The sequence below is a fragment of the Lysinibacillus sp. GW821-FHT14F06 genome (genome assembly GCF_058803665.1).
Window position 1 is genome coordinate 23,543 of the sequence record NZ_JBXAPF010000045.1, and the last position, 15,923, is coordinate 39,465.

Consider the following 15,923-nt stretch of genomic DNA (forward strand, 5'->3'; position numbering starts at 1 on the left):
GCGGTGAAAATATGGTTATTAGCTTGCATACAACTGAATCTCCAGTTAGTCGAGCGGAAAGAAATAAAATCAATGACAACTGGCAGAGAATCATTGCTGGATTAACTAAATTACAAACGCAAATTAACATTCTTGCTGGTGGAGAAGTTGATGCATTATTAGAACGACTAAATAAAGCTGTTGAGGATGCCAATATTGCCGTACAACAAGCTATAGATGCCAATAATACAGCGACACAAGAAGCGATTCAGGCAAACAATACAGCATTGCAAACAGCACTACAAACGGTATCCAGTACACTAGCCACATTACAAGATGCCATTACAAATGCAAATAATGCTGCAACAAATGCTAATGCAGCTACAGATAGTACCAATCAGGCGATTCAAGAGGCACAGGTTGCTACACAGGATGCGCGTAATGCAATATTTTCTATGCAAAATTTTGTGAATCAGCTAGGGGCAAAATCGGAATATAACAATGATGTACAGTATTTTACCAATAACATTGTCACACTAAATGGTAGTAGCTTTATTGCTCGTCAAGATACAAAAGGTAATCCACCACCTACACCTTCTGCGATAACAAATGACCATTGGCAATTGGTCGCTTCAAAAGGAGCACAAGGACTTGAAGGACCGCGTGGATTACCTGGTAAAGATGGCAAAGACGGCACAGGTGTAACTATCATTAGTAGCTTACCAAGCGAAGCTGAACTACCATCTACTGGTTCAGCAGGAGACGCTTATATGATTGGTGGAGATCTTTACGTTTGGCAGGATGACACAGATAGCTGGAAGAACGTAGGTCCAATCCAAGGTCCAGAAGGTAAATCAGCATACGATTTAGTTGTAGAAAATGGCTTTGAGGGTACGATGGAGGAATGGATTGAATCGCTAAAGGGCGAGACAGGACCTCGAGGTCCAGAAGGACCACAGGGACCACCAGGACAGGACGCTGATCTTACGGAAATTACTGCACAATTGGAACAAATGAAACCTGAAGTTGATAACTCATGGCAAAAAGGTGTTTATAATGATACGAATATTTCTAACTTAGGAAAGAAAACAGTATCTAGGACTTTTAATTTGTTGGCAGAGGAATGGACTTCAAGTGTCAATGTAGAGAACTTCTATATACTAATACCTGTAGTTAATTTCTCAGGAATTATAAAAGTAACATATGTTACGTCAGGTGCTTATTCTGCCGTTTCAGGCGGTACAGAGGTGATACACAATATTGCCAAGTATGAAGGTGATCTTGGTTACTATTCTAAAACGATATTATCTATTTCTCCTAGCTTTGCTAGAGACTACTTTATAGGCAACATTGACTACAATGCTACAGGAATATCTCTTCCTTTATACAAAGCTCCTGCCGCTAGAAACCCTATAACCGTCAAGGTGGAAATGATAGGTACTTACGATACACTATTTGCTGATATAAAAAATACTACGTCAGGCTGTTTAGATACTGGTTCTCCTACAGTACATGGTTTTCCATGGACACCACAAACATCTAGTTTTGCAATACTGGATAAAGAAAATACCTTTACTCAAATGTTAGTAAGCACAAATCAATATCCTTTTATTATGAAATCTCTTGGTCAACCAAGCTATACGTTTCACACGAATAACAACAGAGTTTACCTTGCACCATCAACATCAATTAATGGCGTAGATTGGAATTGGGGTAAAGCTACAGAATTTTGGAATAATGGGGATGTTTATGTAAAAGGTCGCTTACTAGTAGATGGTGTAGATTTAAAGCAATCTGTCAGTGATGTCAAAACAAATGTAGCGCAGGCTATCACTGACAAGGCCATACCAACAAGTCCTGATGCTACAGGTGCTCAAATGGCTGCTAATATTAGAGCTATACCAAGTGGTAGAAAAGAAGTTCAAGGTAATTTTAGCGTACCTGCTCTTGCACCTAAAGCAACAAGTCAAAACTATGTAACACCACTAGTAGATTTTCAACCTGTGATGGCATACACAGATGAAGTCGGAGCTGTTATTTTTAATGGCACTGAACGTTGGGAAGGAACTGACGCATATAGTAATGGTTTTCACACCTTAAGAGCAATACCAGAGCAAGTCGGGAGTCAATGGAGAGTTACTTTTAGATTTTATAACGCGTTAAATTACAATTCTGCCGCAAGAAATATACCCTATATACTTTTATCACAATTATAAAGGAGGAACTAAATGCAAATATGTAATAGAGTAATTTTTGATAAACCAACTGGTGTAATAATTTATCAAACAGGAGAGCATCAAGGAGAAGTAGCTCCACACCCTAATGTTACAGAGGTTGATTTTATTGATATTCCTTTTGGCTCCATAGATTACAATACACACTATATTGATCGTATCGATGAAGAAGGAAATCCTGTGGTCGTATCTTATGATATTTCTGAAACGGAGGAACAACGTCGCATCCGTGAACTTGAGGATGCTTTATTATTGCAAACAGACTTAGAAAATGGAGGGATTTTATAATGAATAATGTTAATCAAATCGTTGTAAGAATAGCCGCAGAGCGCATTATGTCAGGTGGTTTAAATCCAAAAACAAACAAAATGTATGTTATTGATGATGTGACTAACGAGGCATATCGTGCAGCTGTTGAAGATTACATTTTAACAGCTACAGAAGGTGTTTAATCGTTCCATATTGTTCAGTAAGCGCTACTCCAATTGAGTGGCGTATTTTTATTAGAAAGAAGGTGAATGTATGTCTACAATCGAAATGAGTGAGGACAAAATGATTTGTACAGTTTGGGAAAATGGAGTAAAGTCGATGGTTTCTATCACTCCATCCGTTACTACAATTGAAGCATCAAAAATCATTTTAGTTGGTGATAAGGGAAAATCTATTGTTCAAATAATAAATGAATCCTCAACGGATGTAACTATAGGAACATGTAGTACAATAAATCTTCATGGTGCAGTAGGTGAGGAATTATGCTAATGGTTATGAACGGCTCTCAAATAGAGCCAATCCTAGAAGCCAATTATGAAAAATATGAAGAGTTGAATGGGGCACTACGCATCTCATTTAGCTCTTTTTTGCATGAGAAAAACCCAGGGCATTCTTTATTAGATTTCGAAACCATCATTGAAGATGAAGACGGTCATGAATATGTAGTGAAAGATTATAGTGGAGATAGCTTCTCGAAAAAAGCTACAGCTGTACACATTTATTTTTCATTAGCTGATGATTATAAATATGACATTTATGGTGGTACGCGAACATTTAGTGATTTTATATCATATGTTCTAGCTGGTACTGGTTGGACTTTTATCAATGTAGATGTAGATGGTTATCAATTACTACCAAATTTCGGTGAAGGAAATACTATTGTATTAATAGAGCAATTATGCTCTGTATTTAATTGTGAACGTCAAATATTACCTGGTAAAATCATTCGCTTTACTAAGCAAATCGGTGTAGATAATGACATACAGTTTCGTTACCGTCATAACATCGAAACCTTATCATACAGCATTAATACTGCAAGTTTAAAAACGCAGATACGAGGCTACGGTGCAGAGGGAATTGATATTACGTATACTTCACCTTTAGCAAATTCACCACGAATCGGTATACGCATTGCTGATCCTATCCATGACGAAAATATTGAAACAGTGGAGGAAATGACAGCACGTTTAGCAAGTGAACTACCTCCAGCACCTGAGACTAATATTAAAGTAAAGGTAACAACAGTTGATGGTGATGTAGGTGATGCAGTATGGCTCATACATGAGGAACTTGAACTAGAATATCAAACCCGTATTCTCAGTAAAAAGACAAGACGAGATTACAGCAATTCTGAAATTGAAGTTGGCAATGCATTAGAGAAAAGTATTGTGGATGCCTTATTGAATCAGCGAGCTACAATTAACGCAAATGACAAACGTTATCGTTCCAAATTTGAACAAACCAATGACCGGATTGATTTAGAAGTTGAAGAGATTGGTGTATCAATTGCAGCTATTAACATCCGTGCTGACAGTATCACTCAAAGTGTTACAGACCTCAATAACAATTTAAGTAGCAAAATTACCCAAACAGCTACAGAAATTAGAAGTGAAGTAACATCTCAGGTCACTACAATTAACAACAATATTCAAACAGTCCGAAACGATGTATCTGTAGTATCTCAATCAGCTTCACAAATACAGTCAACTGTAACAAGTCAACAAACACAAATAAATGGACTTGGTAATCGTATGAGCAATGCTGAAAGTAGTATTACTCAAAATGCTTATCAAATACAATCTAAAGTTAGTGTCACAGATTTTACGGGAAACACTGTCGTGTCGATGATTAATCAAACAGCTACAACCATTGATATTCATGCATCAAAGATTAATTTAGTTGGAGCAGTAAATGTATTGTCAGAAATTACTGGACAATTAGGTACTATAAACGCTGGTACAATCAATGGAGTACAGGTAAATTCAGCTAATATTCGTATTACAGATGATGTTTTTATAGGCAATGTTCTGCATATAGGTGACCATTATTGGGATGCTCAACCCAAGACGATAAAGTTTGGTGGTGGTTCGGGAGGAGCAATATCTCATCGTGGTGATCGTTTAGAAATGAATGCTTTTCTTGGCGTAAATGTAAATAAAATAACTGTAAACTATCAAAACGTAGCACTAGCAAATATGGAAGGTTTAAGTATTAACTATAATAGTAATTCTACTAATCCTAGAATTTATTTCAGGCTCGATGGAAGTGATGTAGGATATGTAGATTTAAAAAAATAAACGATTAAAAGGAGAGTGATAACTATGGATTATCAAGTACAACTAAACAATGGACAGGCTATAGATTTAAAAAATGCGGAGTTTGATGTGACTGCTTTTACACAAACGTTAAATGACCAAAAAATTAACTTTGTCAACATTGGTGGGGCAATCATTAACAAGCACATTATTGTTAGTGTATTACCAGTAACATCTATACAAACAGAAACACAAGCAGAAGCTTAGTGTTATTTTTAAAATTAGCAGGAAATACTTTCCTTTTGTCGAAGTAGGATAAAGATGAAAGGAGGGATATTAGTGAAAACTAAAATTACTATCATTACAGGTGAAGAATACATTATTGATGTATACCATACTGACTTTGTTAAAAGTCTTTCTAATTTGGCTGGTGTTTTTACCATTAAATTATTAAAATTAGAAAATGATACATACATCAATACTTCACACATCCTAAAGGTTGAAAGATATAATGATTAGAACTAAGCACTCTCAATTGAGGGTGCTTTTTATATTGGAAAAAAGGAAGTGTTGTAATGTCAATTGAAATAGGCGTTTTATTAGCAGTAGTGGGAACAATCGTGGCTGTTTTAGGCTACTCATTAAATAAGGCTAATTCATCCACGACGGAGGCAAATTTATTAAAACAGGAAGCTTCTGAAAACGCATCTAGTAATGCAAAATTACAAGCAGATGTGAGGTATATTCGGGATTCCATTGATGAGATTAAAATCGATGGGAAGGCGACTGAAAAGTTAGTGTTATCACATGGTGAGCGAATCACTCGCCTTGAGGAATCACAAAAGTCAGCTCACAAACGATTAGATAAAATGGAGGGAAAATAAATATGAAGATCAATTGGAAAATTCGTTTGCAACACAAACCGTTTTTAGTGGCAGCATTTGCATTGATTTTATTATTAGTCCAACAAGTTGTCGCATTATTTGGTTACGATACAACAATTTATAATGAGCGAGTAACAGAGTTATTTAACACTGTGCTCGCTTTTTTAGTGCTCATAGGTGTGGTTATTGATCCAACGACAACTGGTACTGCAGACAGTGAACAAGCACTTGGATATAACAAACCACGTGATGATTTGGAGGGGAATAAATAATGGTAGTAATACGTAAAAAGCTAGTATCTGATGCTCAAGCAGCAAAGGTCACAAATGGAAAAGGTAATACCAAAAGAAAAGTAGTTGTTCATGGCACTGATAACTACCGTACAGGTTCAGATGCGGATGCTCACGCAAGGCTACAAGCGAATGGCAATAGTCGTTCTGCTTCATGGCATTGGCAAGTTGATTGTAATGAGGCTGTGCAATCATTCGAACATAAGTGGCAGTGTTGGGCTGCTGGAACAGCTAAAGGTAATTCGGAAGGCATCCATGTTGAAATGTGTGTAAACAGTGATGGTGATTATAAAAAGACTTTAGAAAACACTGCTGCTTTAATTGCTAAGATTTTGAAGGATGAGAAACTAACTATAAATGATGTAGTACAACATAATTACTATAGTGGTAAGAACTGTCCTCGAGAAATCCGTTCAGGAAACATACCTTGGAGTGAGTTTTTGAAGATGATTCAGAAAGCAGGCGTTGTACAGGTGCCTAAACCAACTACAGATAACAATAAGTATCGAATACTAACAGGAACATATGGTACATTACAAGCAGCCGAAAATGTATTGGATGTCCTAAAACATCGTTTCGGGTGGGTCGCTTATATTGAACCTGACAACAAACTATGGAGGGTGAAAACAGGTACCTTTACAGGTATAGATGCTGCTCAGTTAGGGGCGAATAAAATTAAAGTTGCAAAACTTGCACAAGTAACAAATATTGTGAGTGCATAAACTAAATGACCACTGATCGTTTAATCGGGTTGTATATTACAATTCAACAAAGACGCGATAAATAAAATGTCAATAAAAATGTGATTAGGTATAATAAGTTAGAGGAGGGATATTGATGAAAAAAATACTAACATCGATTATCACATTTATTTTAGTTTTAACTCTAGCTTTACCTGGTGTTTCAGCAAAGGAAACTCAAGTATTTGACGATGTACCTACAAATCACCCTAACTTTAAAGACATTAACTATTTAGTAGAAAACGGTGTATTGGATAAGGGTGGGAAGTACAGACCTACTGATTTTGTTACAAGAGAAGAAGCAATTGTAATGATTGCTAAAGCTGTAGGGCTAGATGGTACACCAAGAGAGACAAAATTTGATGATGTGTCACAATCAAATGTAAACAGTGGATACATTCAGTCTGCAGTTGAAGCAGGGATTGCTAATGGATATAAACCATATGAATTTAACCCAAAAGGACGTTTAACAAGGCTTCAAATGTCAATAATGTTGATTAATGCTTATCAATTACCTTTAGAAGATGTTCCAACAGGAACTAGATTGTTTAAAGATGTGGATTATGCAGATTTTGGTGCCAATTTTATTCAAAGTATTGTCAATGCAGGTATTACTACAGGTTATCCTGATGGGAAATTTCAACCACATAACAAGTTAACACGCGCCCACATGGCAGCATTTTTAGCTCGTACAATGAAATATGTTGAAGATAATATTTAACAATGCATAATGACCAGGTAATCACAAAAAAATGTGAACCTGGTCATTTTTTATTACGATTTTTTAATTCCTCAATGTAAGGTTGGTGGTATTTATCTTCTAATTCTTTACGTTTTTTCATAGCTTTTTCTAAATTCGTAAATCTACCACCATAGTAACTTTTACCTTTAACCCGTATTCTAACAACATAAACTTCCTCACCTTTTCTGTTATAATCGACAGTTATTCCTTTTGCTCCGGATTTTCCAATCTTAGAATTTCTCGTTAACAAAGGTACTTTTACGCCATCAATAGACAATTCATCTTTTAGAGTTTTACGCATATTTGCACTAAATTTTTCATAATCGGCATTACAACCACAAGATGTTGTATTTCCTTTTTTTAAATTATCCCCAAGAACTTCTGTTTCTCTTCCGCATTCGCATACACACAAATAAACTAAACCTTGATGATGACCAGTAGAGCTTCTTTTTGCTCCTTTTTTTTCTTTTACAACTAATTTTTCAAAACGATCATCAATTTCTATCTTCGTCCTTTTTTGCATATATTCACCTACTTTTGTATAAGGGAAGTGTAAAGATTATCTACCCCTAATCCTCTATATAATTGATTTCATTTCCGTTTTTATCACACTCAACTAAATCATTATAAAAGTGCCCACGCTGTTCAGCCCACTTTAAATATTCTTGAACATTTTTAAAATCCTCTTGAAGTGACTCATCCTCATTATATATCTCTGTAAATTCACGAACTACAATTTCTGTCCATTCAGCCATTGTTTTAACTACACCAGTGTCTACATGTTTTAAATACATCCTTTTATCCTCCAGTCCTTCTAAGCGATATTTTTTCGGATTTGGTTGAGTAGCGTCAATTGCCCAACTGTTCCCGATTTTTTTAGCTATTACTTCACCAGACTTACACATGCGTTTGATGTGATCTTGTGAAAGGTCCCATAACTCAGATGCCTCTTTTGTATCTATTATGTTGTCTAAAACGTTCATCTCAATTTTCCTCCTAGGCTACATATTTAGTGATGATTTCATTTTTGTGTGCCTCAACAATTTTAGCTACTTTTTCGCCAAGACTTTTAAAAGTAGCATTGCGACCTTGTACACTAACTTTTCCATCTTTCAAAGATATGAAAAGAGTGTTTAGAGAGCGACCATTATTTGTCTCGATGTTGATATACAAACGATGTAGGTCTGTGTTTCGTTTCCATTCCTTGAATGTGATTTGTAGACGGTCTGCTTCGTAACCAAATGCATAAACCTCTTTCATTTGCTCAACGAACTTTTTAGCAGCCTTTCTCATTTCAGACCATGCTATTTCCAAAGAAGCAGAGAAGTAAGATTTTACTGATCCACCGAATTTAGCTGCACCTTCTTTAGCGATTTCCCAAGCTCTTTTCATAACATTCATCATACTACCTCCTCTTTAAATGTCCGTTGTCGGTTATTTGTTAATATAAATATATCACACTTCGAAAAGTCCGTCAACGGATTAATTCCAGAAATTACACTTGATTAAATAGAAACGTTTGTTCTAAAATGATAAAAACGAATGTTCTTATTGAAGGAGGGTATTATGCTAAAAGCAGAACAACGTAGTATGTTACACAAATTTGTGATACATGATTTAGCTATCCAGTCGTTGCAGCGTGATTTTGCTGTAATAGAAAATTTAAAAATGGTGAAAGTGTATGCGCCAATAATTGATGGTCTATTAAAAGCAATAACAAATGATTATTACAATACAAAAAGGTTATTGGCAAAGGATAAAATAAAGTTTGTTAAGTGGGAAAAAGTAGGGGAGTATTTTAGTGATCTCACTGTTTCCACACCAGGAGAGGATGAAGTATTACGTTACGCTAACCAAGCCTTGAAAACACAGGTTGAAGAATTACTTTTAAGCCATATAAATAAATGACCAGGACTCACTTCAAAATGAGTGCCTGGTCTTTTTATTTGTACATAAAAAAACAGACAACCAATATTAGTTATCTGCAACATAATAAGTATTTTTATTTTTTATATTTTAGTTCCATCATCCAGTAGGAAATTACTTTCGAATTTTGCTCCACATACTTTTGCTATTTCTTCTAGTTCACTAACTTTAAAATCGTCACGACGCATTTTGTTTGATAAATTTTGTGATGATGTCCCCAATGCTTCAGCAATCTCTGTTACTGTCTTTCCTGTTTTGATTAAAAGTATTTTTATTTCTTCAGTTTTACCCACTTTAACACCATCTTTCGTTTTATATCGGCACTTTAATTATACACTTAAAAATTACAGTGTAAACTAATAAATTAAAAAATTAATCATAAAGTGTTTACAAGTTAATTGTATTATGTATAATGTAACTATAAAGTTTCAAAAGTTATTCATGTGTTAATCACAAATGGAAACGAGGTGAAAAACAAATGGCATTCGAATACCTAGCACAATACACAACATTCGATTCAGTAGCAGATATGGATAAGAGTGTGGAGAACCACATGGCGGTTCACTATTATGATTTGACTGAATCAGAACGAGCTATTATTTATAAACTCGCTAGCCACAGCTTAGAGCATCCAGGAGTATGTCATTTGAAAGCTTCTACAATTGCTTCTTCATTGGAGATCAGTACAAAAACCGTTTATCGCGCAATTAATAAATTGGAATCATTAGGAATCATCAAGAAAGAAACGACTGTAAAGAGTAAAGGCGGTCAGGGAGCAAGCATTTATATTATCTTGCCTTACAATGTCTCACCGTCAATGTCTGACCGTCAAAACACTGAAAAGCCTTGTGAGAGCAAGGTTTGCACTTCACAATCTCGAGAGCTACCATCTAGTTCTTTTAATCTTTTAAGTTCTAAACAAGCAAATAATATTATGAGTCTTAGTAATGAATTGGCTTTGCAAGATGAAAAGAAAAAAGAATACATGAATGAGTACCAAGTGATGCTGTTTGATTTAACCCACTCACTGACTTTAAGTGATGATTTAAAAGACCAGCTGCATAAGTGCATACTGGCTACAAAAATGAACGATACACGTGATTTTGTGAACGCTAAAGACGTTTTGGTTAACATTTTATGTGATATTGCGAACGGCACATTAACTATCGCAAATACATTAAGAGCAGTGTTCGCAGGGGCTTATAACAAAGCTGTAGGACGTTTAAATAATAAGGCATATAAAACATCATCTATAGAAGAAACTCCAGCTAAAGAACGCCCAGTACCTTTCTATAATTGGTTAACAGAGCATGATAGCCGTCCACAATTAATAAGTAGACCATCATTGGATAATTGGCTTGAATGGTGATTTTTATGCTCATTGAAATACCCGATGCTTTGCCAGATTGATTGCCACGCAAGTATTGAATCGGGCATAGATGAAATGCTGTTGTATCATACTTTGAGCTTCATATTGAAATACTCGATACAAGCAACTCTTACTACGTAAGAGAACCGTGACGCTAATGAAATTAAAGAAAGGATGAAAGTGTGCTGTTTGAAATTTTTACAACTGGATTAATGGGTGGAATTGCTTTAAAAGCATTCTCAAAACATAAAGGATTATCTTCTAATGATTCTGGAAAGATTCAACGGATCATGTCACTTTCTGGATTGAATATTAGAGATGGCAAGGACACATTGACGACTCAATTAGTGAAGAAAAAGCAGTATGAGTGGGGGTGGGAATATCACTATAGGATTCCGTTGGGGCGTTCATTCGCTGATTATGAAGCAAAGCTAAAAGTATTTGAAGATGGGCTAAATAATCGCAGGAAGATTATTACGTTTGGTGATTTAAAACAGTTAGATTTTAATAAGAACCTTATCCTACAGCTTCAACAATTATGGAAGGCAAAGCTTACTGAACAAAAGGAAATTGAATTAGCTTATGATGGCTTATTAATTGTCAGGGTGTATGAAAAACCATTAGCAAAAGAAGTGTCATTTACACCAGGAGAATGTTGGAGAGTGCCTGTAGGTGTCACTAGAGTACGTAACGAGTTCAAATATCACGACTTTGAAATGGTGCCACATGTAGTCCTTGGTGGTGCTACACGATATGGCAAAAGTAACTTCATAAATTCAACAATTTGTAGTCTGGTGCAATGTGAACCAGAGCACACAAAACTTTATTTAATTGACCTTAAAGGTGGAGTGGAACTATGTGACTATGAAAATATTAAACAGACGATCTCCATTGCTTACGAGCCACATGAGGCCCTTCACACATTACAGATTGCATATGACAAGATGCGCGATATTCAAAGTGATTTAAAGCGATTAGGAAAAAAGAATGTACAGCAAGCAGGCATTAAAGAACGTTACTTTGTAGTCATTGACGAGGTAGGGGAGCTTAATGCTTCCGAATCTGTTACACGTGAGGAAAAATTATTAAAACAAGAATGTCAAACGATTATGTCACAAATAGCAAGACTAGGTGCTGGGCTAGGATTTAGGCTAGTTGTCGCTACGCAATATCCAGTAGGTGATGTTATTCCACGACAGGTTAAACAAAATGCGGATGCAAAGTTATGTTTTAGAGTGCAATCAGGAGTAGCTTCACGTGTTGTACTGGATGCAGAAGGGGCAGAGTTATTACCAATGGTTAAGGGTAGAGCAATATACCAAACAGCTGACAAACGTGAAATATTACAAACGCCACTAATCACACCACAAATAATCCATGATATTATTCAACCTCACATTATCGATAAGAAAGGAGAGCGCGTTGAAGAAACAACTGTCATCAAGAGACGAGAGCATACTGTTACTTTTGAAGAAGTTTGATTTTATGACGCGTGATCAAATAAGTCGATATTTCAATTTGGGAAAGAAACGCAATACAAATAGGGTCCTCCATAATTTATCAAGTTTTTTATCTTCCATTCGAGACGGCTATGAAACGATTTATTACCTCAATAATTTAGGCCGCACATACGTTGACTGTGACAAGGTCCGTAGAAAAGGTAGCCATGTACAACATACCATTATGCGTAATGAATTTTGGCTATTTTATAAGTGCCCGAGTGATTGGAAGAATGAAATCAAAATATCGGATGGTACCACTTCAATTATTGTAGATGGCATGTTCTCACGCAATGGATTTCAGCATTTTTTAGAAGTCGATAACTTTCAAACTATGAAGGAGAACCGTGAAAAGATTAAACGATACAAATTACTAATGGAGAATGTAATAAAGCAGATTGGTTACTATCCAACTGTTGTATGGCTTACTACAACTGAATTAAGGCGCAAACAACTTGAAGAAGCTTGTGAGGGGCTAAAATGCAAGGTGTATACGATAAATGATATTCAATAAGGGAGGAATATAAATGTTTAAAAAACGTATTAAAACTGAGGTAGTGCCTGTAAATGAGTACACGGATTATTCGGACCGTTTTGTTGGTGATGAAAAATATGCAACATTAAGGCATGTAGCTTTGGCTGCAGCTATACCATCCACAGTAGCAGTTGGTACAGGGGTATTTATGTTTAACAAAATCAATGATGCTTATTCCTCCACAATTATGCCTGTAAGCGCACCAGTACAACAACAGGTATTAGAACCAGTAATAGCACAAATACCTTCCACAATGCCAGTTAATGCTATTGCTCAACCAACTGGTGTGATTGCTGAAAAGTCATTAGAGATATTAGCGACTGCTTTAGATCCACTAGTGCAAATTTTAGTAGCGATTAGTTTTCCGATAGCCAGCGTAATCATGGTTGGCGGTTGTTTCTTTTTCATGCTTGGAAATAGTGAGCGAGCTTGGAATACAATAATGAATGCTGGATTAGGTTATGTATTAATACAAATGTCTCCGTTATTTCTAGAAATACTTAGAGCGATTGGCAAAGCTATTTAATAGAAAAAGACCACCTTTTTATTGGGTGATCTACTACACAAGAACAGTTGGAAAATAAGAGGTAGGCTATATGTACTCGGGAGGTAAGTTATGTCAAAACTACACGTATTAAATGAAATAATAACAGTTGTCAAAATGGTTTCTGAAGAATATGACGAGACAAAACTTGCTTTGTATTTGGATGATTTGTTATCTACATATTCCATTGAAGCAAAAGATGAAATAGATGCATCTGAAAGTAATGAAAATCTACTAACAATGTATGTCAACTCCATTAAATTAGAAAATTATTCACCATCAACTATCTCCAATTATAAATATGAATTAAAACGTTTTATAAAGTTTATTCAGAAAAATATTATGCGTGTCACGACAGCTGATATACGTCAATACTTAGCTGCTCAAAGCCATTTAAAAAGCGGAACTATCGCCACCAAACTAACAATTATTAGCTCATTTTATAACTGGTTAGTGCAAGAAGAAATGCTACTTAAAAATCCAACCGCAAAGATAAAGACTCCGAAAACACCTAAAAGGCTTCGAGAGGGGTTGACTATTGAAGAATTAGAACTTGTGAGGGAATCATGCGAAACAATGCGCCAACGAGCTTTAATTGAAGTGTTTTATAGTACAGCTTGCCGATTGAGTGAACTAAGCTCGCTAAATATTAAAGATATTAATTGGCAAGATATGAGTGTTGTAGTTTTTGGAAAAGGGAGTAAGGAAAGAAAGGTGTTTCTCAGCTTCAAAGCACTTTATCATTTGAAAAGATATTTGAAATCACGGTCAGACGATTGCGAAGCGTTATTTATTACGGATCGTAAACCGTACAGAAGATTAACTAACAGGGGAATACAATATCAAATAGATAAAATAGAACAATCATCACAAGTTAGTAAGCCTTTAACACCTCATGTAATGCGTCACACATTTGCTACACTCGCAATGGATGCAGGAATCGAACTAGCAGACTTACAACATCTCTTGGGGCACGAAAACCCATCTACTACGCTCAGATATGCCCCTGTAAGTGAAGAGAGAAAAAGAGATGCGTTTAAAAAGTACCATGTACAATAAAAAAATCTTAAAAGTATTGATTTCAAAAGGTTTGTGTTATTATAGTTCACGTATCTAAATTAAGTACATTAAAAATAAGTAAAGTAAGAAACACAATGTAATGTGATGTTGAAAGGATGATATATATTATGAGCTACGAGCTTACGAAAACCGTATCTCTATATACTCTAGGTTGTAAAGTAAATCATTATGAAACTGAAGCTATTTGGCAGCTGTTTAAAGAACAAGGCTATGAGCGTACTGAATTTGATCGTCAGGCAGACGTTTATGTCATAAATACATGTACTGTAACAAATACTGGGGACAAAAAATCTCGTCAGGTGATTCGTCGAGCTGTACGTCAAAACCCAGATGCTGTCATTTGTGTTACTGGGTGCTACGCTCAAACATCTCCAGCAGAAATTATGGCAATTCCTGGAGTTGATATTGTTGTAGGAACACAGGATCGTACAAAATTGCTGGGCTATATTGATCAATATCGTACTGAACGCCAACCAATTAATGCTGTACGCAACATTATGAAAAATCGTGTATATGAGGAATTAGATGTTCCAGCATTTACAGACCGTACACGTGCATCTTTAAAAATTCAAGAGGGCTGTAATAACTTTTGTACTTTTTGTATTATTCCATGGGCTCGCGGGTTAATGCGCTCCCGAGACCCTAAGGAAGTACTACACCAAGCACAACAATTAGTGGAAGCAGGTTATCTTGAAATTGTACTAACAGGCATTCATACAGGTGGCTATGGACAAGACTTAAAAGATTATAACTTAGCGCAGTTACTACGTGATTTAGAGGCGAATGTGAAAGGCTTAAAACGCTTACGTATTTCTTCAATTGAGGCTAGTCAATTAACAGATGAAGTCATTGAAGTTTTACGTGAATCAAATATTGTTGTTAATCACTTACACATTCCAATCCAATCAGGTTCTGACACGGTTTTAAAACGTATGCGTCGTAAATATACAATGGAGTTCTTTGGAGAACGCTTAACAAAACTAAACGAGGCTTTACCAGACTTAGCTGTTACTTCTGACGTTATAGTAGGTTTCCCAGGTGAGACGGAAGAAGAGTTTATGGAAACATATAACTTTATTCGAGATCATAAATTCTCTGAGCTGCATGTATTTCCATTCTCTCCACGTACAGGGACACCGGCTGCACGTATGGAGGACCAAATTGATGAGAATATTAAAAACGAACGTGTTCACCGATTAATCACTTTAAATGACCAGTTGGCAAAGGAATATGCCTCTCGTTTCGAAAATCAAGTATTAGAGGTTATTCCAGAAGAATTTGTCCATGACGGTAGTGAGGAAGAAGGGCTACTAACCGGCTATACAGATAATTACTTAAAAGTAGTCTTTGAAGGCCCTGAAAGTCTAATTGGACAGCTTGTGAAGGTAAAAATTACACAAGCAGGATACCCACATTCTAAAGGACAATTTGTACGTGTGTTAGAAGCAGTTAAATAATTAAAAGGAGGATTGCCTATTTTTGATAGGTCAATCCTTTTCTGTGTGCGCCCGGCATGTGCATGAACTATAGGGTGTAAGTCCCGAACCCCGAAGACAGAAGTAGAGGTTAGCCAAGA

22 protein-coding genes are annotated in these 15,923 nt (G+C 36.0%); 18 read left to right on the forward strand and 4 right to left on the reverse strand.

Annotation, left to right across the window (positions count from 1 at the left end):
• The first annotated feature begins 11 nt into the window (after positions 1-11).
• The 11 genes from AC1RNS_RS24450 to AC1RNS_RS24500 all read left to right on the forward strand — a co-directional run bounded on the left by AC1RNS_RS24450 (position 12) and on the right by AC1RNS_RS24500 (position 7,373).
• The gene (locus AC1RNS_RS24450; RefSeq protein WP_492996437.1) at positions 12-2,195 is read left to right on the forward strand and encodes a hypothetical protein; all 2,184 of its coding nucleotides are present in this window, start codon (positions 12-14) and stop codon (positions 2,193-2,195) included.
• A gap of 12 nt (positions 2,196-2,207) precedes the next feature.
• Entirely contained in the window at positions 2,208-2,501 is a 294-nt protein-coding gene (locus tag AC1RNS_RS24455) for a hypothetical protein (RefSeq protein WP_492996438.1), read from the forward strand.
• Positions 2,501-2,665, forward strand: a complete 165-nt coding sequence (locus tag AC1RNS_RS24460) for a hypothetical protein (RefSeq protein WP_492996439.1) — start codon at positions 2,501-2,503, stop codon at positions 2,663-2,665. Before AC1RNS_RS24455 ends, AC1RNS_RS24460 begins: the two co-directional genes overlap by 1 nt.
• Positions 2,666-2,735: 70 nt before the next feature.
• Positions 2,736-2,972, forward strand: coding sequence for a hypothetical protein (locus AC1RNS_RS24465; protein WP_492996440.1), 237 nt, complete (start codon positions 2,736-2,738; stop codon positions 2,970-2,972).
• Entirely contained in the window at positions 2,966-4,780 is a 1,815-nt protein-coding gene (locus AC1RNS_RS24470; RefSeq protein WP_492996441.1) for a phage tail protein, read from the forward strand. The genes AC1RNS_RS24465 and AC1RNS_RS24470 overlap by 7 nt, the downstream gene beginning before the upstream one ends.
• Positions 4,781-4,804: 24 nt before the next feature.
• Positions 4,805-5,005: a hypothetical protein gene (locus AC1RNS_RS24475; protein WP_492996442.1), complete on the forward strand. Its 201-nt coding sequence runs from the start codon at positions 4,805-4,807 to the stop codon at positions 5,003-5,005.
• Between the two features lie 72 nt (positions 5,006-5,077).
• The gene (locus AC1RNS_RS24480) at positions 5,078-5,257 is read left to right on the forward strand and encodes a hypothetical protein (RefSeq protein WP_492996443.1); all 180 of its coding nucleotides are present in this window, start codon (positions 5,078-5,080) and stop codon (positions 5,255-5,257) included.
• 56 nt (positions 5,258-5,313) lie between these two features.
• Positions 5,314-5,622 carry a hypothetical protein gene (locus AC1RNS_RS24485; protein WP_492996444.1) on the forward strand — a complete coding sequence of 103 codons (309 nt, stop codon included), beginning with the start codon at positions 5,314-5,316 and terminating at the stop codon, positions 5,620-5,622.
• Between the two features lie 2 nt (positions 5,623-5,624).
• Positions 5,625-5,894, forward strand: a complete 270-nt coding sequence (locus tag AC1RNS_RS24490; protein WP_492996445.1) for a phage holin — start codon at positions 5,625-5,627, stop codon at positions 5,892-5,894.
• Positions 5,894-6,634 carry an N-acetylmuramoyl-L-alanine amidase gene (locus tag AC1RNS_RS24495; RefSeq protein ID WP_492996446.1) on the forward strand — a complete coding sequence of 247 codons (741 nt, stop codon included), beginning with the start codon at positions 5,894-5,896 and terminating at the stop codon, positions 6,632-6,634. The genes AC1RNS_RS24490 and AC1RNS_RS24495 overlap by 1 nt, the downstream gene beginning before the upstream one ends.
• A gap of 115 nt (positions 6,635-6,749) precedes the next feature.
• Positions 6,750-7,373 carry an S-layer homology domain-containing protein gene (locus tag AC1RNS_RS24500; protein WP_492996447.1) on the forward strand — a complete coding sequence of 208 codons (624 nt, stop codon included), beginning with the start codon at positions 6,750-6,752 and terminating at the stop codon, positions 7,371-7,373.
• A 43-nt stretch (positions 7,374-7,416) separates the two neighbouring features.
• Here the strand turns inward: AC1RNS_RS24500 and AC1RNS_RS24505 are convergent, their stop codons facing one another.
• Genes AC1RNS_RS24505 through AC1RNS_RS24515 form a run of 3 tightly spaced genes read right to left on the reverse strand, consistent with a single transcriptional unit; the run spans position 7,417 to position 8,795 of the window.
• Positions 7,417-7,917, reverse strand: a complete 501-nt coding sequence (locus tag AC1RNS_RS24505) for a hypothetical protein (protein WP_492996448.1) — start codon at positions 7,915-7,917, stop codon at positions 7,417-7,419.
• Positions 7,918-7,963: 46 nt separating this feature from the next.
• Positions 7,964-8,377: a helix-turn-helix domain-containing protein gene (locus tag AC1RNS_RS24510; protein ID WP_492996449.1), complete on the reverse strand. Its 414-nt coding sequence runs from the start codon at positions 8,375-8,377 to the stop codon at positions 7,964-7,966.
• A 13-nt stretch (positions 8,378-8,390) separates the two neighbouring features.
• Complete coding sequence (locus tag AC1RNS_RS24515; RefSeq protein WP_492996450.1) at positions 8,391-8,795, reverse strand: hypothetical protein; 405 nt, start codon at positions 8,793-8,795, stop codon at positions 8,391-8,393.
• Between the two features lie 165 nt (positions 8,796-8,960).
• On the opposite strand from AC1RNS_RS24515, the gene AC1RNS_RS24520 reads away from it, so the two are divergent.
• Positions 8,961-9,302, forward strand: coding sequence for a YhjD family protein (locus AC1RNS_RS24520; RefSeq protein ID WP_492996451.1), 342 nt, complete (start codon positions 8,961-8,963; stop codon positions 9,300-9,302).
• A 101-nt stretch (positions 9,303-9,403) separates the two neighbouring features.
• Here AC1RNS_RS24520 and AC1RNS_RS24525 read toward each other — a convergent pair whose 3' ends face one another.
• Positions 9,404-9,613, reverse strand: coding sequence for a transcriptional regulator (locus AC1RNS_RS24525; protein ID WP_492996452.1), 210 nt, complete (start codon positions 9,611-9,613; stop codon positions 9,404-9,406).
• A gap of 185 nt (positions 9,614-9,798) precedes the next feature.
• Here AC1RNS_RS24525 and AC1RNS_RS24530 point away from each other — a divergent pair, with 185 nt between their 5' ends.
• The 6 genes from AC1RNS_RS24530 to mtaB all read left to right on the forward strand — a co-directional run bounded on the left by AC1RNS_RS24530 (position 9,799) and on the right by mtaB (position 15,804).
• Positions 9,799-10,689, forward strand: coding sequence for a helix-turn-helix domain-containing protein (locus tag AC1RNS_RS24530; RefSeq protein ID WP_492996453.1), 891 nt, complete (start codon positions 9,799-9,801; stop codon positions 10,687-10,689).
• Between the two features lie 182 nt (positions 10,690-10,871).
• Positions 10,872-12,170, forward strand: coding sequence for an FtsK/SpoIIIE domain-containing protein (locus AC1RNS_RS24535; RefSeq protein ID WP_492996454.1), 1,299 nt, complete (start codon positions 10,872-10,874; stop codon positions 12,168-12,170).
• Positions 12,171-12,174: 4 nt separating this feature from the next.
• Positions 12,175-12,702: a replication-relaxation family protein gene (locus AC1RNS_RS24540; protein ID WP_492996455.1), complete on the forward strand. Its 528-nt coding sequence runs from the start codon at positions 12,175-12,177 to the stop codon at positions 12,700-12,702.
• A gap of 13 nt (positions 12,703-12,715) precedes the next feature.
• The gene (locus AC1RNS_RS24545; RefSeq protein WP_492996456.1) at positions 12,716-13,249 is read left to right on the forward strand and encodes a hypothetical protein; all 534 of its coding nucleotides are present in this window, start codon (positions 12,716-12,718) and stop codon (positions 13,247-13,249) included.
• Between the two features lie 90 nt (positions 13,250-13,339).
• Complete coding sequence (locus tag AC1RNS_RS24550) at positions 13,340-14,326, forward strand: tyrosine-type recombinase/integrase (protein ID WP_492996457.1); 987 nt, start codon at positions 13,340-13,342, stop codon at positions 14,324-14,326.
• Between the two features lie 128 nt (positions 14,327-14,454).
• Positions 14,455-15,804, forward strand: coding sequence for a tRNA (N(6)-L-threonylcarbamoyladenosine(37)-C(2))-methylthiotransferase MtaB (gene mtaB, locus AC1RNS_RS24555; protein WP_492996458.1), 1,350 nt, complete (start codon positions 14,455-14,457; stop codon positions 15,802-15,804).
• The last annotated feature ends 119 nt before the right edge of the window (positions 15,805-15,923 follow it).

Excerpts from the sequence above, each read along its gene's own strand:
- AC1RNS_RS24450 (WP_492996437.1), top strand. The coding sequence starts at position 12 with ATGGTTATTAGCTTGCATACAACTGAATCTCCAGTTAGTCGAGCGGAA.
- AC1RNS_RS24460 (WP_492996439.1), top strand. The coding sequence starts at position 2,501 with ATGAATAATGTTAATCAAATCGTTGTAAGAATAGCCGCAGAGCGCATT.
- AC1RNS_RS24510 (WP_492996449.1), bottom strand. The coding sequence starts at position 8,377 with ATGAACGTTTTAGACAACATAATAGATACAAAAGAGGCATCTGAGTTA.
- AC1RNS_RS24455 (WP_492996438.1), top strand. The coding sequence starts at position 2,208 with ATGCAAATATGTAATAGAGTAATTTTTGATAAACCAACTGGTGTAATA.
- AC1RNS_RS24545 (WP_492996456.1), top strand. The coding sequence starts at position 12,716 with ATGTTTAAAAAACGTATTAAAACTGAGGTAGTGCCTGTAAATGAGTAC.
- AC1RNS_RS24490 (WP_492996445.1), top strand. The coding sequence starts at position 5,625 with ATGAAGATCAATTGGAAAATTCGTTTGCAACACAAACCGTTTTTAGTG.
- AC1RNS_RS24485 (WP_492996444.1), top strand. The coding sequence starts at position 5,314 with ATGTCAATTGAAATAGGCGTTTTATTAGCAGTAGTGGGAACAATCGTG.
- AC1RNS_RS24500 (WP_492996447.1), top strand. The coding sequence starts at position 6,750 with ATGAAAAAAATACTAACATCGATTATCACATTTATTTTAGTTTTAACT.
- AC1RNS_RS24505 (WP_492996448.1), bottom strand. The coding sequence starts at position 7,917 with ATGCAAAAAAGGACGAAGATAGAAATTGATGATCGTTTTGAAAAATTA.
- mtaB (WP_492996458.1), top strand. The coding sequence starts at position 14,455 with ATGAGCTACGAGCTTACGAAAACCGTATCTCTATATACTCTAGGTTGT.
- AC1RNS_RS24495 (WP_492996446.1), top strand. The coding sequence starts at position 5,894 with ATGGTAGTAATACGTAAAAAGCTAGTATCTGATGCTCAAGCAGCAAAG.
- AC1RNS_RS24540 (WP_492996455.1), top strand. The coding sequence starts at position 12,175 with ATGACGCGTGATCAAATAAGTCGATATTTCAATTTGGGAAAGAAACGC.
- AC1RNS_RS24515 (WP_492996450.1), bottom strand. The coding sequence starts at position 8,795 with ATGAATGTTATGAAAAGAGCTTGGGAAATCGCTAAAGAAGGTGCAGCT.
- AC1RNS_RS24530 (WP_492996453.1), top strand. The coding sequence starts at position 9,799 with ATGGCATTCGAATACCTAGCACAATACACAACATTCGATTCAGTAGCA.
- AC1RNS_RS24520 (WP_492996451.1), top strand. The coding sequence starts at position 8,961 with ATGCTAAAAGCAGAACAACGTAGTATGTTACACAAATTTGTGATACAT.
- AC1RNS_RS24470 (WP_492996441.1), top strand. The coding sequence starts at position 2,966 with ATGCTAATGGTTATGAACGGCTCTCAAATAGAGCCAATCCTAGAAGCC.
- AC1RNS_RS24465 (WP_492996440.1), top strand. The coding sequence starts at position 2,736 with ATGTCTACAATCGAAATGAGTGAGGACAAAATGATTTGTACAGTTTGG.
- AC1RNS_RS24475 (WP_492996442.1), top strand. The coding sequence starts at position 4,805 with ATGGATTATCAAGTACAACTAAACAATGGACAGGCTATAGATTTAAAA.
- AC1RNS_RS24550 (WP_492996457.1), top strand. The coding sequence starts at position 13,340 with ATGTCAAAACTACACGTATTAAATGAAATAATAACAGTTGTCAAAATG.